Origin of the sequence: Pseudomonas sp. LLC-1 (assembly GCF_002992185.1) — a bacterium.
Lineage (GTDB): Bacteria > Pseudomonadota > Gammaproteobacteria > Pseudomonadales > Pseudomonadaceae > Aquipseudomonas > Aquipseudomonas monteilii.
In genome coordinates, this window is sequence record NZ_LUVY01000014.1 from 125,117 (window position 1) to 142,979 (window position 17,863).

Below are 17,863 nucleotides of genomic sequence, written 5' to 3' on the forward strand. Positions count from 1 at the left end.
TTGCACTGTCACGCATTTGAAACAGCGTTTCGGGCCATATAAATGCTGTTACTTATAATGAAGCATGGCATTGAAGCTATAGCACTAATAACTGCTTTGTCTATGCACCTACCCTGTAAAAACTAGCAGCTGCGCGGCAACTAGAAAAGAAACTGATAAAACTCGAAATTCTTGTGAAAAATTTGCGAAAGCGGCAAAAGCGGCTAGCTTCAAGCATCGCAGGCTGAACAGAGCGTTTGCTCTAGAACGACATGGAGGTGCCAGCGCGCAAGGCCTGCAGCTTAAGCTGTCGGCACTCTCCAGGAGCACCCGTGAAGGAAATTTCCTACCTTCACGTCGCCTTAAACTGACACAAGTCAGGTTACGGCAGAGGCGTCAGATTTATGCTGATGTCAACTTTCTCCTGGCAGGAGTTGTTAAATGTCTGATTCATCCGGAAAACTAAAGCTCGGCGCGTTAGTTGCACTTGTCGTCGGTTCAATGATTGGCGGCGGGATCTTCTCGCTACCACAAAACATGGCCGCCAGCGCTGGGGTTGGTGCGGTGTTGATTGGCTGGGGCATCACCGCCGTCGGCATGCTGACCCTGGCCTTCGTGTTCCAGACCCTGGCCAACCGCAAGCCTGACCTGGACGGCGGGGTGTATGCCTACGCCAAGGCCGGTTTCGGCGACTACATGGGCTTTTCCTCGGCCTGGGGCTACTGGATCAGTGCCTGGCTGGGCAACGTTGGCTACTTCGTGTTGCTGTTCAGTACCTTGGGGTACTTCTTCCCGATCTTCGGTGAAGGCAACACACCGGCCGCCATCATTGGCGCGTCGATCCTCTTGTGGGCCGTGCACTTCCTGGTGCTGCGCGGCATCAAGGAAGCGGCATTCATCAACCTGGTCACCACCGTGGCCAAAGTGGTGCCGCTGGTGCTGTTCGCACTGATCTGCCTGTTCGCCTTCAGGCTCGACATCTTCACCGCCGACATCTGGGCCGTAGGCACACCAGAGCTTGGCAGTGTGATGAACCAGGTCCGCAACATGATGCTGGTCACCGTATGGGTGTTCATCGGCATCGAAGGTGCGAGCATCTTCTCGTCCCGGGCGGAAAAACGCTCTGACGTGGGCAAGGCCACGGTCATCGGCTTCGTCACCGTGTTGCTGTTCCTGGTGCTGGTCAACGTGCTGTCGCTGGGCATCATGACCCAACCGGAGCTGGCCAAGCTGCAGAACCCGTCGATGGCGGCCGTGCTGGAACATGTGGTCGGCCACTGGGGTGCGGTGCTGATCAGCGTCGGCCTGATCATCTCGCTGCTGGGGGCCCTGCTGTCGTGGGTACTGCTGTGCGCCGAGATCATGTTCGCCGCCGCCAAGGACCACACCATGCCGGAGTTCCTGCGCCGCGAAAACGCCAACCAGGTGCCGGCCAACGCCCTGTGGCTGACCAACGCCATGGTGCAGATCTTCCTGGTAATCACGCTGTTCTCCAACAGCACCTACCTGTCGCTGATCTACCTCGCCACCTCGATGATCCTGGTGCCTTACCTGTGGTCGGCGGCCTACGCCTTCTTGCTGGCACTGCGCAGCGAAACCTACGAACAGGCCCTGGCCGAACGCAAGAAAGACCTGATCATCGGCGGTATCGCCCTGTTGTACGCCATCTGGCTGCTGTACGCCGGCGGCGTGAAATACCTGCTGCTCTCGGCCCTGCTCTACGCACCTGGCGCCATCCTGTTCGCCAAGGCCAAGCGTGAGGTAGGCCAACCTGTCTTCACCAACGTGGAAAAACTGATCTTCGCAGCCGTGGTCATCGGCGCCCTGGTGGCAGCCTTTGGCCTGTATGACGGCTTCCTGACCCTTTGACCCACGTCTTCGTTCAATTGGAGGAATGAAACCATGTCCGCTGAAAAACAGAAGTACGGTGTCCACTCCGAAGCCGGCAAACTGCGCAAAGTGATGGTTTGCGCCCCGGGCCTGGCGCACAAGCGCCTGACGCCGAGCAACTGTGATGAACTGCTGTTCGACGATGTGATCTGGGTCGACCAGGCCAAGCGTGACCATTTCGACTTCGTCACCAAGATGCGCGAGCGCGGCGTAGATGTGCTGGAAATGCACAACCTGCTGACCGACATCGTCCAGCAACCCGAAGCACTGAAGTGGATCCTCGACCGCAAGATCACCCCCGACACCGTGGGTGTCGGCCTGACCAACGAAGTACGCAGCTGGCTCGAAGGCCTTGATCCTCGCCACCTGGCCGAATTCCTGATCGGTGGCGTGGCGGGCCAGGACCTGCCACAAAGCGAAGGCGCCGATGTGGTCAAGATGTACAACGACTACCTGGGCCATTCCAGCTTCATCCTGCCGCCATTGCCCAACACCCAGTTCACCCGCGACACCACCTGCTGGATCTACGGTGGCGTGACGCTAAACCCGATGTACTGGCCGGCGCGACGCCAGGAAACCCTGCTGACCACAGCCATCTACAAGTTCCACAAGGAGTTCACCGGCGCCGACTTCCAGGTGTGGTACGGCGACCCTGACAAAGACCACGGCAATGCCACCCTCGAAGGCGGTGACGTGATGCCGATCGGCAATGGCATCGTGCTCATCGGCATGGGCGAGCGCACCTCGCGCCAGGCCATCGGCCAGCTGGCACAGAACCTGTTCGCCAAGGGCGCCGTCAAGGAAGTGATCGTCGCCGGCCTGCCGAAGTCCCGCGCCGCCATGCACCTGGACACCGTGTTCAGCTTCTGCGACCGCGACCTGGTCACAGTCTTCCCGGAAGTGGTGAAAGAGATCGTGCCGTTCATCATCCGCCCGGACGAAAGCAAGCCATACGGCATGGACGTACGCCGCATCAACAAGTCGTTCATTGAAGTGGTCGGCGAGCAGCTCGGTCTCAAGGGTGGACTGCGCGTGGTCGAGACCGGCGGCAACAGCTTCGCCGCCGAGCGCGAACAGTGGGATGACGGCAACAACGTGGTGGCCATCGAGCCGGGTGTGGTCATCGGCTACGACCGTAACACCTACACCAATACCCTGCTGCGCAAGGCCGGTATCGAGGTCATCACCATCAGCGCCGGCGAACTGGGCCGGGGCCGTGGCGGCGGCCACTGCATGACCTGCCCGATCGTGCGCGACCCTATCGATTACTAACGCCCATTACCCCCGGCCGCCCTCACAAAGCGGCGGCCGGTGCGTTCACCAAACTCAAGGAGAAAAGTCATGGCGTTCAACATTCACAACCGCAACCTGCTCAGCCTGGAACACCACACCACGCGCGAGTTGCGCTACCTGCTGGACCTGTCCCGCGACCTGAAGCGCGCCAAGTACACCGGCACCGAGCAGCAGCACCTGAAGGGCAACAACATCGCCCTGATCTTTGAAAAGACCTCTACCCGTACCCGCTGCGCCTTCGAAGTGGCGGCCTATGACCAGGGCGCCAACGTCACCTACATCGACCCCAATTCCTCGCAGATTGGCCACAAAGAGAGCATGAAGGACACCGCCCGCGTGCTCGGGCGCATGTACGATGCCATCGAATACCGTGGCTTCAAGCAGGAAATCGTCGAAGAGCTGGCCAAGTTTGCCGGCGTGCCGGTGTTCAACGGACTGACTGACGAATATCACCCCACCCAGATGATCGCTGACGTGCTGACCATGCGCGAGCACAGCGACAAGCCGCTGCACGACATCAGCTACGCCTACCTGGGCGACGCCCGCAACAACATGGGTAACTCCCTGCTGCTGATTGGCGCCAAGCTGGGCATGGACGTGCGCATCGCCGCACCGAAGGCGCTGTGGCCGCATGATGACCTGGTCGAGCGTTGCAAGAAGTACGCTGAAGAAAGTGGCGCCCGCATCACCCTCACCGAAGACCCGGTTGCTGCGGTCAAGGGTGTGGACTTCGTGCACACCGACGTGTGGGTATCGATGGGCGAGCCGATCGAGGCGTGGGGCGAGCGCATCAAGCAGCTCAAGCCTTATCAGGTGAATGCACAGCTGATGAAGTCCACTGGCAACCCGCGGACCAAGTTCATGCACTGCCTGCCGGCGTTCCACAACTCCGAAACCAAGGTAGGCAAGCAGATCGCCGAACAGTACCCGGACCTGGCCAACGGTATCGAAGTGACCGACGACGTGTTCGAGTCGCCGGCCTGCATCGCCTTCGAGCAGGCGGAAAACCGCATGCACACGATCAAGGCGATCCTGGTGTCGACCCTGGCTGATCTGTAAGCCATATCCGCCTACCGGAGGATTGCACTGTACTTGTGGGAGCTGGCATGCCCGCGAATGCGTCAGCCGCACCATTGAAGGTGTCTGGCCTGGCCTCTTCGCGGGCACGCCCGCTCCCACAGGGAACCCGGCAGCCTCCGTGCAGCGGCAGCTCATTCTTTTAGTTAAAGGACATTCCCCATGCGTATCGTTGTTGCATTGGGCGGCAACGCCCTGCTGCGTCGCGGCGAGCCCATGACCGCTGAGAACCAGCGCGCCAATATCCGCACCGCCACCGAACAGATCGCCAAGATCCACCCTGGCAACGAGCTGGTCATTGCCCACGGCAACGGCCCGCAGGTTGGCCTGCTGTCACTTCAGGCACTGTCCTACAAACCCGACGAGGCCTACCCGCTGGACGTGCTGGGCGCTGAAACCGAGGGCATGATCGGCTACATGATCGAGCAGGAACTGGGCAACCTGCTGGCCTTCGAAGTGCCATTCGCCACCCTGCTGACCCAGGTGGAAGTGGACGCCAATGACCCCGCCTTCAAAGACCCCACCAAGTTCATCGGCCCGGTCTACAGCAAGGACGAAGCCGAACGGCTGGCCAAGGAAAAGGGCTGGGTGGTGAAGGCCGACGGCGACAAGTACCGCCGCGTGGTGGCCAGCCCCAAACCCAAGCGCATCTTCGAAATCCGCCCGATCAAGTGGCTGCTGGAAAAGAGCAGCATCGTGATTTGCGCAGGCGGTGGTGGCATCCCCACCATGTACGATGAAAACCGCAAGCTCAAGGGCATCGAGGCGGTGATCGACAAGGACCTGTGCTCGGCTTTGCTGGCCGAGCAACTGGATGCCGACCTTCTGATAATCGCCACTGACGTCGATGCGGCGTACATTGACTGGGGCAAGCCTACGCAAAAAGCCATCGCCCAGGCACACCCTGACGAACTCGAACGGCTTGGCTTCGCCGCCGGCTCCATGGGGCCAAAGGTGCAGGCTGCCAGTGACTTCGCCCGCAATACCGGCAAAGTGGCGGTGATCAGTTCGCTCGAAAACATCGAAGACATCGTCAAAGGCACTGCCGGCACTCGGGTCTCCACCGCGAAGCCGGGGATCAGCTACCGTTGAATGCAGTGGGCGGGCGCCTGGCGCCCGCCATTTTCGACCTTCCAGAGGAGTTAGCCATGGCCCAGTACCACCCCGGTCATGTACACATCGAGCGCACTGCGCTGAACGCGGCAGACCACAGCTACGACCTGAACATCGAGTACGAGGCAGTGTCTGATCCCAAGGAAGGCAGAGGCATTCAGTTCCACATGCATGGCAGCATCGAAGGCAAAACGGTGGAAGAAAAGTTCTTCCTCGCCAAGGACCAGGTGTTGCCCAGCTTTCTCATGCAACTGAGCCGCAAGGCCCAGTCGTATCTGGCGCCGCCGAAGAAATTCGAGACCCTGAGTTCGCCGCACAAGCTCTATGACTACATGTTCGCCGACATTCGCGAAAAGCTCGATGTGAAATCGGGCGATCCGATCAAGCCTGAACATCTGGAGTGATTTCAAGAACCGGGGCCGCACAGCGGCCCCGGCGATGTTAAGGCATACTACCGCCCTCCCCGGCCACCACCTCACCCTCCCCCATGCGCATCCACGTCAGCTTCATCGACCGCGTCGGCATCACCCAGGAAGTCCTCGCCCTGCTCGGTGCCCGCAACCTCAACCTGGACGCTGTGGAGATGGTCCCGCCGAACGTCTACATCGACGCCCCCACCCTAAGCCCCGCCGTGCTTGAAGAACTGCACGACGCGCTCTTCGAGGTGCATGGCGTGCAATCGGTGGACGTGGTCGACATCCTCCCTGGCCAACGCCGCCACCTGCAACTGGATGCCCTGCTGGCCGCCATGAGCGACCCGGTGCTGGCGGTGGACAGCGCAGGGCTGGTGCTGCTGGCCAACCCGGCACTGATCGAACTGTGTGGCCGCGAATCCGCCGGGCGCTCGGTGGGCGAACTGTTTGGAGACCCGGCGCTGCTGCAAGCCCTGCTGGACAACAACTTCCACCTGCCCATGCGCGAGATGCAGCTGAACGGCCAGAGCCTGCTGCTGGACGCCATGCCGATCACCAATGCCGGCGGCCTGCTGACGCTGTACCCACCTTCACGCATGGGCGAACGCCTGTCAGCCTTGCACCACGACCACGCCGAAGGGTTCGATGCCCTGCTCGGCGAGTCACCGGCCATCCGCACCCTCAAGGCCCGCGCCCTGCGCGTGGCGGCGCTCGATGCGCCATTGCTGGTGCATGGCGAAACCGGCACCGGCAAAGAACTGGTAGCCCGCGCCTGCCATGCCATCAGCAGCCGCCACGCAGCACCGTTCCTGGCCCTTAACTGTGCCGCGCTGCCCGAGAGCCTGGCCGAGAGCGAGCTGTTCGGTTACGCCCCTGGCGCCTTCACCGGCGCGCAACGGGGTGGCAAGCCCGGGCTGATGGAGCTGGCCAACCAGGGCACGGTGTTCCTCGATGAAATTGGCGAAATGTCGCCTTACCTTCAGGCCAAACTGCTGCGCTTTCTCAGTGACGGCAGCTTCCGCCGGGTGGGCGGTGACCGCGAAGTGAAGGTGGATGTGCGCATCATCAGCGCCACCCACCGCGACCTGGAACGCATGGTTGCCGACGGCAGCTTCCGCGAAGACCTGTTCTACCGCCTGAACGTGCTCAACCTGCAGGTACCGCCACTGCGCGACCGGGGCCAGGATATCCTGATGCTGGCGCACTTCTTCATGCAGCAAGCCTGCACGCAGATTCAGCGCCCGCCCTGCCGATTGACGCCAGCCACCCATTCGGCGCTGCTGGCCAACCCTTGGCCGGGCAATGTACGCCAACTGCAGAACGTGATTTTCCGCGCAGCGGCTATTTGTGAGGGCAACCTGGTGGACATCGGCGACCTGGACATCGCCGGTACTTCGGTGGCGCGTGGGCTGGATGGCGACGTAGCCAGCCTGGAGCAGGCCGTGGGTGACTTCGAGCGTGAGCTGTTGCAGCGCTTGTATGCCAGCTATCCGTCGACGCGGCAGTTGGCCGGGCGTTTGCAAACTTCACATACCGCTATTGCCCAGCGACTGCGTAAATATGGAATACCCGGAAAAGCCTGACACTTGTCGTCAAAACTTACCGTTGATTCAGATTTTTCCTAGCCGCTCAGCCGCAATTGACTGGAGTGCTCGCCGTAGAATGGTGACATTGTAATTTTGCATGTCACCCTGAGCGAAGAGTACCCTGATGTTTGAACTCGATTTTTACGGGACACTTGTAGCCGCCTCCTTGGTACTGTTACTGGGGCGCGGTCTGGTCGCACGTATTGGCTTCCTGCGCGCTTACAATATTCCGGAGCCTGTTGCAGGTGGTTTGGTCGTTGCCCTGTCACTCTTGGCATTGCGCAGTTTCGATGTACAGGTCCAGTTTGATACCTCGTTGCAAGCACCATTGATGCTGGCATTCTTCGCCACCATCGGTTTGAGTGCAGACTTTGCCAGCCTGAAGAAGGGCGGACGCGTGGTTGCCGTGTTCCTGCTGGTGGTGACGGGCCTGCTGCTGGTTCAGAACGCCATGGGTATCGGGCTGGCAACGGCATTGGGGCTCGACCCACTGATGGGCCTGCTGGCCGGTTCGATCACCCTGTCAGGTGGCCACGGCACTGGCGCTGCCTGGAGCGCGACCTTCACTGAAAAGTTTGGGTTGGCTTCGGCCTCGGAACTTGCACTGGCCTCTGCCACGTTCGGCCTGGTGCTGGGCGGTTTGATTGGTGGCCCGGTCGCCCGGTTGCTGATCAAGCGTGTCAAAACACCGGGTGTGGAAGAAGAAGTACCGCAGTTACCCAAGGGCTTTGAACAGCCGGACAAAGAGCGGTTGATTACATCGTTTTCTTTTATCGAAACCTTGGCTCTTATTGCCGTCAGCTTACTGGCCGGTACGTTACTCAATAGCCTGTTGAAAGGTACGGCATTCGAACTACCGACATTCGTTTGCGTACTGTTCGTGGGCGTATTGTTGCGCAACGGCCTTTCGGCGTTCGGTTTTTATCATGTCTTCGAACGGGAAGTCTCGGTACTGGGCAACGTCAGTCTGTCGCTGTTCCTGGCGATTGCCTTGATGTCACTCAAACTGTGGGACCTGGCAGCACTGGCCTTGCCGTTCTTCATACTGCTGGCTGCGCAGACATTGGTCATGGCACTGTTTGCGATCTTCGTGACATTCCGGGTCATGGGCCGCAACTATGATGCAGCCGTGCTGGCGGCGGGGCACTGTGGCTTCGGCCTGGGTGCAACACCCACGGCGATCGCCAACATGCAAGCGGTGACCCAACGTTACGGCGCCTCGCACATCGCCTTCCTGGTGGTGCCGATGGTGGGTGCGTTCTTCATCGACATCATCAACGTGATCGTGATCAAACTGTACCTGGCATTGCCATTTATCACTGGCTAAACCCACCGGCCAATCCCGGGCATGGCTAGCCCGGGACCGTCGCCTGCCTGGGTTCAGGGGCGAACCGCTGTCACTTCGATCTCGACACGCCAGGCAGGGTCGGCCAGGCCGGCAATCTGGAACGCCGAGCGGGCAGGAAGGACTGGCTGCTTGGCGGCAGGCCCGAAGAATTGGGTATAACCGGCCATGAAACCGTCGAAGTCCATCTTCCCGCCGTTCTCCGGGCCGCCCACCAGGAACACCTGCATCTTCACCACATCGGCAAGACCAAGGCCCAGTTCTTTCAGCTGCTGCTGGATGTTTCCAAGCACATTGATGGTTTGTGCCTTGGTATCACCGTAGGCTTCCAGCGAACCCTTGGGTGCGTCAGGGTGAATAACCGAAGGGACAGAACCACTCAGGTAGACAACCGTCTTCCCGGCAGGCACCTCTACAGCCGACGAGATAGGGAAACTACCTGCGCCATGGCGCACGATTTCTTGTGCATGAACGCTCCCGGCACCCGCGAGTGCCACGGCCATTGCTGCGGTCGTTAAAGCCACTTTCATACTGTTCTCCTGATGATTGCCAAAAATGTGCACGCATCGATGCTGCGCGCACGGGTCATTCCATTGCGCCTGGTGGGCTTAGAACCGATACAGGCTGAAGGGTTTGGGGTCCAGCACCGGCGCCTTTCCAAGCAGCAAGTCCGCCGACAGTTCGGACGACACCGGGCTTTCGGTCATCCCCCAACCGGTTGCGGTGTTGAGGACCAGCCCCGGGTACTCATTGACCTGCGAAATGATGGGGTTTTCGTCGGGTGCGATAGCCATGGCACCGCTCCACTGATCGATCAGCTTCGCATCGCTGAACGCGGGGAACTCGACCTTGAGTTTTTCCAGCGAGGCATTCAGTTCCGGCAGGTCCGGGGCTGCGGTCATCAGCCGGTTTTTCTCGAAAGGCGAAACCTCGTCCAGCTTCCAGTGCGTTGGCTGAATGAACGAATCGATCAGTTGCTTGTTGAGTGAGATGTGCACCGGGAAGTCGGGGATGGCCAGCAATGGCAGGTACTTATAGCCATACATGAACGACTCTTTGACCACCGGGGCAACGACGACGCGTGGCGAGGTGGCGTATGTGCCGTCAGCCTGCTCGCGGAAGTAGATATTCCCCGGCAGTGCAACGTTGCCCCCGGGTGCACGGGGTGCCGCGCTGATGATTTGCTGGGACTGGTAGGCGGGCAAGGTAGGCACATCGACGCCCAGGTTCTGCATGAACAGCCGGGACCATGCACCACCCGCCACGATCACGCGAGACGCCCTGATGGCGCCCTTTTCCGTCACCACGTCGGAGATGGCACCTGCCTGGGTTTCCAGGCCCCTGGCGGCGCAGTGGGTGTAGATCCGCACCCCCACTTTCTTGGCATACTCGGCCATGACGAACGAAGCGCGCTCGGCATCCAGGCTACCGGAGTCTTCCTCGAAGCCTGCGACCGTCCAGCGCGAGGATGCACCGCGCAGGCGCTGTTCAAGTTCACTGCCTTGAATGATTCGCGTCTTGAAGGGAATGTCTGCGCCGACTTCCCGCGTTTTGACATCGATCCACTTTCTGACGCCTTCCAGGTCTTCTTCATCGAAAGGTACTTCGACCCGGCCTTGTGTGCGGTAACTTGTGTCCGCCCCCACTTTGGCATTCATCTCTCGCCAACGTTGCTTGGCAAGATGGTGCAACTGGAATGTCGCATCAGGCATCTTGTAGGTCATGACCTGGCCATAGAACCTGCAAGACTGTTCGCCGGCAATTTCACCTTTTTCAACGACAACGACCGAGAGGCCGCGCTCGACAAGGTTGATTGCAGTCATGAGCCCCAGAATACCAGCGCCAACAACCACTACGTCTGCCTGCTTGGGAAGCGCCCCCTCGGTGCCTGCGACATAACCAAACCGCGGTTTGCCGGGAATCAATCGGCCTTCCCGGGTCAACAACGGGGTCAGAACCCCTGCTCCGCCTGCGATCGCCACGACGCCGCCGCCAATCAAAAATTTACGCCTCGTCATTCCCATGACACTTTCCCTTCCTGATATTCGGTGCTGGTTGCATGAGCCCTGGCAGCAAGGCACATGCTTGGCCGACAGCCGAATTACCAACTTTGTGGTTATTGCTTCAGGCTGACGGCTAACATGAAAGGTGGCCATTCTGGTGACGCGCTATAGGCGGGAAAATCGTTGAGGGCAAATACTTAGTTCAGCCATTTGAAAACTATCACGCAGGTGACACAAATAGTTGATATGGCGACACGGTATAGGTGCAAGAAGAAAGTGCGCAAAGTTTTGCAAGTATCGAACTTGCTTGATTCATTCCGGCTTGCCAACAACTGAACCGTCTCAACGCACCGTATCGATTTCAATACACCGTAATGAAATCAGTACACACCCGTTCGGGTGCTATTGCGCAAGGGTTTGATCCCCAAACCCTTTTTCATGCACAACCTTCTGTAGCGTTTTCGTTCCAGACGAACAAACGGCCACTCTACAAAAATCAATAACACATTGTTTTTAAAGGATTTTCTTTGATTGGCCGCATTATTGCTAAGGGAAAGCAACCCCAAGAGCGCGGAGCCACCGCGCCCAACGCCCTGCTTCCCGAGGATTCCCCATGAGCGAGTTGCGTTTCACTGAAGATCACGAATGGCTGCGCGTCGAAGCCGATGGTAGCGTCACCGTGGGCATCACCGCCTACGCCCAGAACGCCCTTGGCGATGTGGTTTTCGTGCAACTGCCAGAGTTGCAGCAGTATGAGAAAGGCAGCGAAGCGTCCACCGTCGAGTCGGTAAAAGCCGCCAGCGGTGTCTATATGCCCCTGACCGGTGAAGTGGTCGAGGTCAACGGCCAGCTCGAAGACAGCCCGGAACTGGTCAACGAAGACCCGATGGGCGAAGGCTGGTTCTTCCGCTTCATCCCTGCCGACGCCAGCGCCGTAACCGCCCTGCTCGACCAGGACGCCTACGACCGCCTGCTCAAAGCCAACAACGACGACGCCTGAGGAACCCCGCCATGACCATCAACCTCGGCACCGCCAACGAATTCATCGCCCGCCACATCGGCCCGCGCGCCGCTGACGAGCAGGCCATGCTCGCCGCCCTGGGCTTCGACTCGCTGGAAGCCATGACCGCTGCGGTCATCCCCGACAGCATCAAGGGCACCAGCGTGCTCGGTTCGCACGACGGCCAGAGCGAAGCCGATGCACTGGCCGCACTCAAGGCCATTGCCGGCAAGAACCAACTGTTCAAGAGCTACATCGGCCAGGGCTACTACAACACCCACACCCCGGCACCGATCCTGCGCAACCTGCTGGAAAACCCGGCCTGGTACACCGCTTACACCCCATACCAGCCAGAAATTTCCCAAGGCCGCCTGGAAGCGCTGCTGAACTTCCAGACCCTGATCAGCGACCTCACCGGCCTGCCGATCGCCAACGCCTCCCTGCTCGACGAAGCCACTGCGGCGGCCGAGGCCATGACGTTCTGCAAACGCCTGTCGAAGAACAAGGCCAGCCACGCCTTCTTCGCCTCCGTGCACTGCCACCCACAAACCCTCGACGTGCTGCGCACCCGTGCCGAGCCGCTGGGTATCGAGGTCGTGATCGGCGATGAGCGCGAACTGGGCGATGTCAGCGCCTTCTTCGGCGCCCTGCTGCAATACCCGGCCAGCAACGGTGACGTGTTCGACTACCGAGACGTGGTACAGCGCTTCCACGCCGCCAACGCCTTGGTTGCCGTGGCCGCCGACCTGCTGGCGCTGACCCTGCTGACCCCACCGGGCGAGTTCGATGCCGACGTGGCCATCGGCAGCGCTCAGCGCTTCGGCGTGCCACTGGGCTTTGGTGGCCCGCACGCGGCTTACTTCGCCACCCGTGACGCCTTCAAGCGCGACATGCCGGGCCGCCTGGTCGGCGTATCGATCGACCGCTTCGGCAAGACCGCCCTGCGCCTGGCCATGCAAACCCGCGAGCAGCATATCCGCCGCGAAAAGGCCACCAGCAACATCTGCACCGCCCAGGTGCTGCTGGCCAACATTGCCAGCATGTTTGCCGTGTACCACGGCCCGGCCGGCCTCAAGCGCATTGCCGAGCGCACCCACGCCCTGACCGCGATCCTGGCCGCCGGCCTGAAAGCGTTGGGCGTGCAGGTAGTGGGCGCCAGCGCCTTCGACACCCTGACCCTGGCCACCGGCACTGCAACCGCCAGCCTGCATGACAAGGCCCGCGCCCAAGGCATCAACCTGCGCCAGGTCGACGCCACCCACCTGGGCCTGTCGCTGGACGAAACCAGCAGCCAGGCTGACGTCGAGTCGCTGTGGCAATTGTTCGCTGGCGACCAGGCTCAACCAGACTTCGCCGCGCTGGCCGCCAGCACCGGTTCGCTGCTGCCTACCGCCCTGCTGCGCCAGTCGGCCATCCTCGAGCACCCGGTGTTCAACCGCTACCACAGCGAAACCGAGCTGATGCGGTACCTGCGCCGCCTGGCCGACAAGGACCTGGCGCTGGACCGCAGCATGATCCCGCTGGGCTCGTGCACCATGAAACTGAACGCCGCCAGCGAGATGATCCCGGTCACCTGGGCCGAGTTCGGCAACCTGCACCCGTTCGCCCCGGCCGAGCAGAGCCAGGGCTACCTGCAGATGACCACCGAGCTGGAAGCCATGCTGTGCGCCGCCACTGGCTATGACGCCGTATCGCTGCAGCCCAACGCAGGTTCCCAGGGCGAGTACGCAGGCCTGCTGGCCATCCGTGCCTACCACCGCAGCCGTGGCGAAAGCCACCGCGACATCTGCCTGATCCCGTCGTCGGCCCACGGCACCAACCCTGCGACCGCCCACATGGCCGGCATGCGCGTGGTGGTTACCGCTTGTGACGCCCGCGGCAACGTCGACGTAGAAGACTTGCGCGCCAAGGCCATCGAGCACCGCGAGCGCCTGGCCGCGATCATGATCACCTACCCGTCGACCCACGGCGTGTTCGAGGAAGCGATCGGCGAAATCTGCGCAATCATCCACGACAACGGTGGCCAGGTGTACATCGATGGCGCCAACATGAACGCCATGGTCGGTCTGTGCGCCCCGGGCAAGTTCGGCGGCGACGTGTCCCACCTGAACCTGCACAAGACCTTCTGCATTCCGCACGGCGGTGGCGGCCCGGGCGTTGGCCCGATTGGCGTCAAGTCGCACCTGGCGCCGTTCCTGCCCGGCCACGCGCAGCTTGATAACACCGAAGGGGCCGTATGCGCCGCGCCGTTCGGCAGCGCCAGTATCCTGCCGATCACCTGGATGTACATCCGCATGATGGGCGGTGCCGGCCTCAAGCGTGCTTCACAGATGGCAATCCTCAATGCCAACTACATCGCCCGCCGCCTGGAAGAGCACTATCCTGTTCTATATACCGGCGGTAATGGCCTGGTGGCCCACGAGTGCATCCTCGACCTGCGCCCGCTGAAGGACACCAGCGGCATCAGCGTCGACGACGTGGCCAAGCGCCTGATCGACTTTGGCTTCCACGCCCCGACCATGTCCTTCCCGGTGGCGGGCACGCTGATGATCGAGCCGACCGAAAGCGAGTCCAAGGAAGAACTGGACCGCTTCTGCAACGCGATGATCCAGATCCGCGAAGAAATCCGTGCGGTCGAAAACGGTAGCCTGGACAAAGACGACAACCCGCTGAAAAACGCCCCGCACACCGCGGCCGAGCTGGTTGGCGAATGGGCCCACGGCTACAGCCGCGAGCAGGCGGTTTACCCGCTGCCAAGCTTGGTGGAAGCCAAGTACTGGCCGCCGGTGGGCCGGGTCGACAACGTGTTCGGCGACCGTAACCTGGTGTGCGCCTGCCCGTCGATCGAGAGCTATCAGGACGCCTGATCCGGCTCACTGGCCTCATCGCCGGCAAGCCAGCTCCCACAGGCTTCCCACTGCTCCCAAGGCTTGTGCAGTACCTGTGGGAGCTGGCTTGCCGGCGATCGAGTGCGCAGCACTCGCCTTTACCCTCTGGAGGGAACGAGCAATGTCTTTGAGCGTCTTCGACCTGTTCAAGATCGGCATCGGCCCCTCCAGCTCCCACACGGTCGGCCCGATGCGCGCCGCTGCACGCTTCGCCGAAGGGCTGCGCCGTGATGGCCTGCTAACCCGCACCACCAGCGTCAAGGCCGAGCTGTATGGCTCACTGGGCGCCACCGGCAAGGGCCACGGCAGTGACAAGGCCGTGCTGCTGGGCCTTGAAGGCGAACACCCGGACATTATCGACACCGAAAGCATCCCCGCCCGCCTGCAGGCCATCCGCGACAGCGGCCGCCTCAACCTGCTGGGCGAGCACAGCATCGCGTTCATCGAAAAACAACACCTGTCGATGATCCGCAAGCCGCTGGATTACCACCCCAACGGCATGATCTTCCGCGCCTTCGACGACGCCGGCCTGCAAATCCGCAGCCGCGAGTATTACTCGGTGGGCGGCGGTTTTGTGGTCGACGAGGACGCCGCCGGCCACGACCGCATCGTCGAGGACAGCACCGTGCTGCCCTACCCGTTCAAGACCGCCAAGGAACTGCTCGGCCATTGCACCGCGCAAAACCTGTCGATAAGCCAAGTGATGCTGGCCAACGAGGCCGCCTGGCGCCCAGAGGCAGAAACCCGCGCCGGGCTGCTGCGCATCTGGCAGGTGATGCAGGATTGCGTCGAAGCGGGCTGCCAGCATGAAGGCATATTGCCGGGCGGGCTCAAGGTCAAGCGGCGGGCGCCCGCGTTGTACCGTCAACTGAGCCGCCACCCGGAGGCCAGCCTGCGCGATGCCCTGTCGGTGCTCGACTGGGTCAACCTCTACGCCTTGGCCGTGAACGAAGAAAACGCCTACGGCGGGCGCGTGGTCACCGCACCCACCAATGGGGCGGCAGGTATCGTCCCGGCAGTGTTGCACTACTACATGCGCTTCGTGCCGGGCGCCAGCGAGGACGGGGTGGTGCGTTTTCTGCTCACCGCTGCGGCCATCGGCATCCTGTACAAGGAAAACGCCTCCATCTCTGGCGCGGAAGTGGGCTGCCAGGGCGAGGTCGGTGTGGCCTGCTCGATGGCTGCCGGCGCGTTATGCGAGGTGATGGGCGGCAGCGTGCAGCAGGTGGAGAACGCTGCAGAAATCGGTATGGAACATAACCTGGGCCTGACCTGCGACCCGATCGGCGGGCTGGTCCAGGTGCCGTGCATCGAGCGCAATGCCATGGGCTCGGTGAAGGCAATCAACGCGGTGCGCATGGCCTTGCGCGGCGACGGGCAACACTACGTGTCGCTCGACAAGGTCATCCGCACCATGCGCCAGACCGGCGCCGACATGAAAAGCAAATACAAAGAGACCGCCCGTGGCGGCCTGGCCGTCAACATCATCGAATGTTGACCCGACAACAACACCAAGGAGTCACCGATGTCCGAAACACTGCTCAAGACCCCTCTGCACGCCCTGCACCTGGAACTGGGTGCCCGCATGGTGCCGTTCGCCGGCTACGACATGCCGGTGCAGTACCCGCTGGGCGTGCTCAAGGAACACTTGCACACCCGCGAGCAGGCCGGCCTGTTCGACGTTTCGCACATGGGCCAGATCATTCTGCGCGGCGCTGATGCCGCCAAGGCCCTGGAAAGCCTGGTACCCGTGGACATCATCGACCTCCCGGCAGGCATGCAGCGCTATGCCATGTTCACCAACGAGCAGGGTGGCATCCTCGACGACCTGATGGTCGCCAACCTGGGTGACAACACGCTGTTCCTGGTGGTCAACGCCGCCTGCAAAGACCAGGACCTGGCCCACCTGCAAAAACACATCGGCAACCGTTGCGAGGTGCAGCCGCTGTTCGAGCAACGTGCCCTGCTGGCCCTGCAAGGCCCGGCTGCGGTCAAGGTGCTGGAACGCCTGGCACCGGAAGTGACCGGCATGACCTTCATGCAGTTCCGCCCGGTGAAGCTGCTGGGCGAAGACTGCTTCGTCAGCCGCTCGGGCTACACCGGCGAAGATGGCTACGAAATCTCGGTGCCGGCAAACGCTGCAGATGCCCTCGCCCGCCGTCTGCTGGCCGAGCCGGAAGTACAGCCGATTGGCCTGGGGGCTCGCGACTCGCTTCGCCTGGAAGCCGGCCTGTGCCTGTATGGCCACGACATGAATACCGAGACCACCCCGGTCGAGGCCAGCCTGCTGTGGGCGATTTCCAAGGTGCGCCGTGCCGACGGTGCACGTGCTGCCGGGTTCCCGGGTGCCGAGGCCATCTACACCCAGCAGCGCGATGGCGTGGCACGCAAACGCGTCGGGCTGCTACCGCAAGAACGTACGCCCGTTCGTGAAGGTGCGGATATTGTCGATGCAAACGATAAACCGGTCGGTAAAGTCTGCAGCGGCGGCTTTGGCCCGACACTCGGTGCACCTGTAGCAATGGGTTATATCGATAGTGAACATGCTGCAGTCGACACCCCGCTGTTTGCCGTGGTGCGGGGCAAGAAGGTTGCCTTGAAAGTCAGCAAAATGCCTTTCGTAGCACAACGTTACTACCGTGGTTGAAACGGCTTTGTGAAGGTTACGGGCAGGTTCGACATATTCGTTTTCGAACCTGCCCAATAACTTTTGAACATGGCGCCAGGCCAGGCGCCATGCCGTTTCCGTCAAATCGGTCGGTTATCGGCAAACGGCTGATTTTCCATACGACCAAGGGCTTGTTTTTCGCTCGGGAGTTGGCGTAGAGTCACTGCACTGTGTTTGCATGGGTCGCAACAGTTCGTGACCTGGGCCAGTAGCCGAGATTTGCTACAACCCGTTCGACGTCTCTTACTTTCCTGCAACCCAGCCCAGTAATCTTTCGCTTACAAACAAGTGCGAAAGAAACTGTCATCAAAATTTAAGCTTCATAGGAAATAAGACAATGGCTGAGCGTCAGAACGGTACCGTCAAGTGGTTCAATGACGAAAAAGGTTACGGCTTCATCACCCCAGAAAGCGGTCCGGATCTGTTCGTGCACTTCCGCGCTATCGAAGGCAACGGCTTCAAGAGCCTGAAAGAAGGCCAGAAGGTTACCTTCGAAGCAGTCCAGGGCCAGAAAGGCATGCAGGCTGACAAAGTTCAGGTCGCCGGCTAAGCCGAACCCGACTTCGAGAAAAGCCCCTGCCAAGTGCAGGGGCTTTTTTTTGCCCGTA

At 61.0% G+C, this 17,863-nt stretch carries 14 protein-coding genes; 12 read left to right on the forward strand and 2 right to left on the reverse strand.

What is annotated here, in order from left to right; genetic code table 11:
* The first annotated feature begins 420 nt into the window (after positions 1 to 420).
* From arcD to gltS, 7 genes are all read left to right on the forward strand, one after another.
* Positions 421 to 1,848, forward strand: coding sequence for an arginine-ornithine antiporter (arcD, locus tag A0O30_RS13925; protein ID WP_105946906.1), 1,428 nt, complete (start codon positions 421 to 423; stop codon positions 1,846 to 1,848).
* Positions 1,849 to 1,881: 33 nt separating this feature from the next.
* On the forward strand, positions 1,882 to 3,141 hold the full coding sequence (gene arcA, locus A0O30_RS13930) for an arginine deiminase (RefSeq protein ID WP_105946907.1): 1,260 nt from the start codon (positions 1,882 to 1,884) through the stop codon (positions 3,139 to 3,141).
* Between the two features lie 69 nt (positions 3,142 to 3,210).
* Positions 3,211 to 4,221, forward strand: a complete 1,011-nt coding sequence (locus A0O30_RS13935; RefSeq protein ID WP_016713102.1) for an ornithine carbamoyltransferase — start codon at positions 3,211 to 3,213, stop codon at positions 4,219 to 4,221.
* Between the two features lie 180 nt (positions 4,222 to 4,401).
* Positions 4,402 to 5,331: a carbamate kinase gene (arcC, locus tag A0O30_RS13940; RefSeq protein ID WP_016713103.1), complete on the forward strand. Its 930-nt coding sequence runs from the start codon at positions 4,402 to 4,404 to the stop codon at positions 5,329 to 5,331.
* A 56-nt stretch (positions 5,332 to 5,387) separates the two neighbouring features.
* Positions 5,388 to 5,756, forward strand: a complete 369-nt coding sequence (locus A0O30_RS13945) for a DUF5064 family protein (RefSeq protein WP_105946908.1) — start codon at positions 5,388 to 5,390, stop codon at positions 5,754 to 5,756.
* Positions 5,757 to 5,839: 83 nt separating this feature from the next.
* Positions 5,840 to 7,348 (forward strand): sigma-54-dependent transcriptional regulator, encoded by a 1,509-nt coding sequence (locus A0O30_RS13950; RefSeq protein ID WP_016713105.1) that lies wholly within the window; start codon positions 5,840 to 5,842, stop codon positions 7,346 to 7,348.
* A 127-nt stretch (positions 7,349 to 7,475) separates the two neighbouring features.
* On the forward strand, positions 7,476 to 8,678 hold the full coding sequence (gene gltS, locus A0O30_RS13955) for a sodium/glutamate symporter (RefSeq protein WP_105946909.1): 1,203 nt from the start codon (positions 7,476 to 7,478) through the stop codon (positions 8,676 to 8,678).
* 53 nt (positions 8,679 to 8,731) lie between these two features.
* Here gltS and A0O30_RS13960 read toward each other — a convergent pair whose 3' ends face one another.
* A complete protein-coding gene (locus A0O30_RS13960) occupies positions 8,732 to 9,226 on the reverse strand; it encodes a RidA family protein (RefSeq protein ID WP_060497447.1) in 495 nt (164 codons plus the stop codon).
* A 78-nt stretch (positions 9,227 to 9,304) separates the two neighbouring features.
* Positions 9,305 to 10,696 carry an FAD-binding oxidoreductase gene (locus tag A0O30_RS13965; RefSeq protein ID WP_218274920.1) on the reverse strand — a complete coding sequence of 464 codons (1,392 nt, stop codon included), beginning with the start codon at positions 10,694 to 10,696 and terminating at the stop codon, positions 9,305 to 9,307.
* A 616-nt stretch (positions 10,697 to 11,312) separates the two neighbouring features.
* Here A0O30_RS13965 and gcvH point away from each other — a divergent pair.
* The 5 genes from gcvH to A0O30_RS13990 all read left to right on the forward strand — a co-directional run bounded on the left by gcvH (position 11,313) and on the right by A0O30_RS13990 (position 17,805).
* Positions 11,313 to 11,699 carry a glycine cleavage system protein GcvH gene (gcvH, locus tag A0O30_RS13970; protein WP_105946911.1) on the forward strand — a complete coding sequence of 129 codons (387 nt, stop codon included), beginning with the start codon at positions 11,313 to 11,315 and terminating at the stop codon, positions 11,697 to 11,699.
* 11 nt (positions 11,700 to 11,710) lie between these two features.
* Positions 11,711 to 14,566, forward strand: coding sequence for an aminomethyl-transferring glycine dehydrogenase (gene gcvP / locus A0O30_RS13975; RefSeq protein WP_105946912.1), 2,856 nt, complete (start codon positions 11,711 to 11,713; stop codon positions 14,564 to 14,566).
* A 142-nt stretch (positions 14,567 to 14,708) separates the two neighbouring features.
* Positions 14,709 to 16,085: an L-serine ammonia-lyase gene (locus A0O30_RS13980; RefSeq protein ID WP_105946913.1), complete on the forward strand. Its 1,377-nt coding sequence runs from the start codon at positions 14,709 to 14,711 to the stop codon at positions 16,083 to 16,085.
* A 27-nt stretch (positions 16,086 to 16,112) separates the two neighbouring features.
* Positions 16,113 to 17,234 carry a glycine cleavage system aminomethyltransferase GcvT gene (gene gcvT / locus A0O30_RS13985; RefSeq protein WP_105946914.1) on the forward strand — a complete coding sequence of 374 codons (1,122 nt, stop codon included), beginning with the start codon at positions 16,113 to 16,115 and terminating at the stop codon, positions 17,232 to 17,234.
* 358 nt (positions 17,235 to 17,592) lie between these two features.
* Positions 17,593 to 17,805 (forward strand): cold-shock protein, encoded by a 213-nt coding sequence (locus A0O30_RS13990; RefSeq protein WP_003257941.1) that lies wholly within the window; start codon positions 17,593 to 17,595, stop codon positions 17,803 to 17,805.
* The last annotated feature ends 58 nt before the right edge of the window (positions 17,806 to 17,863 follow it).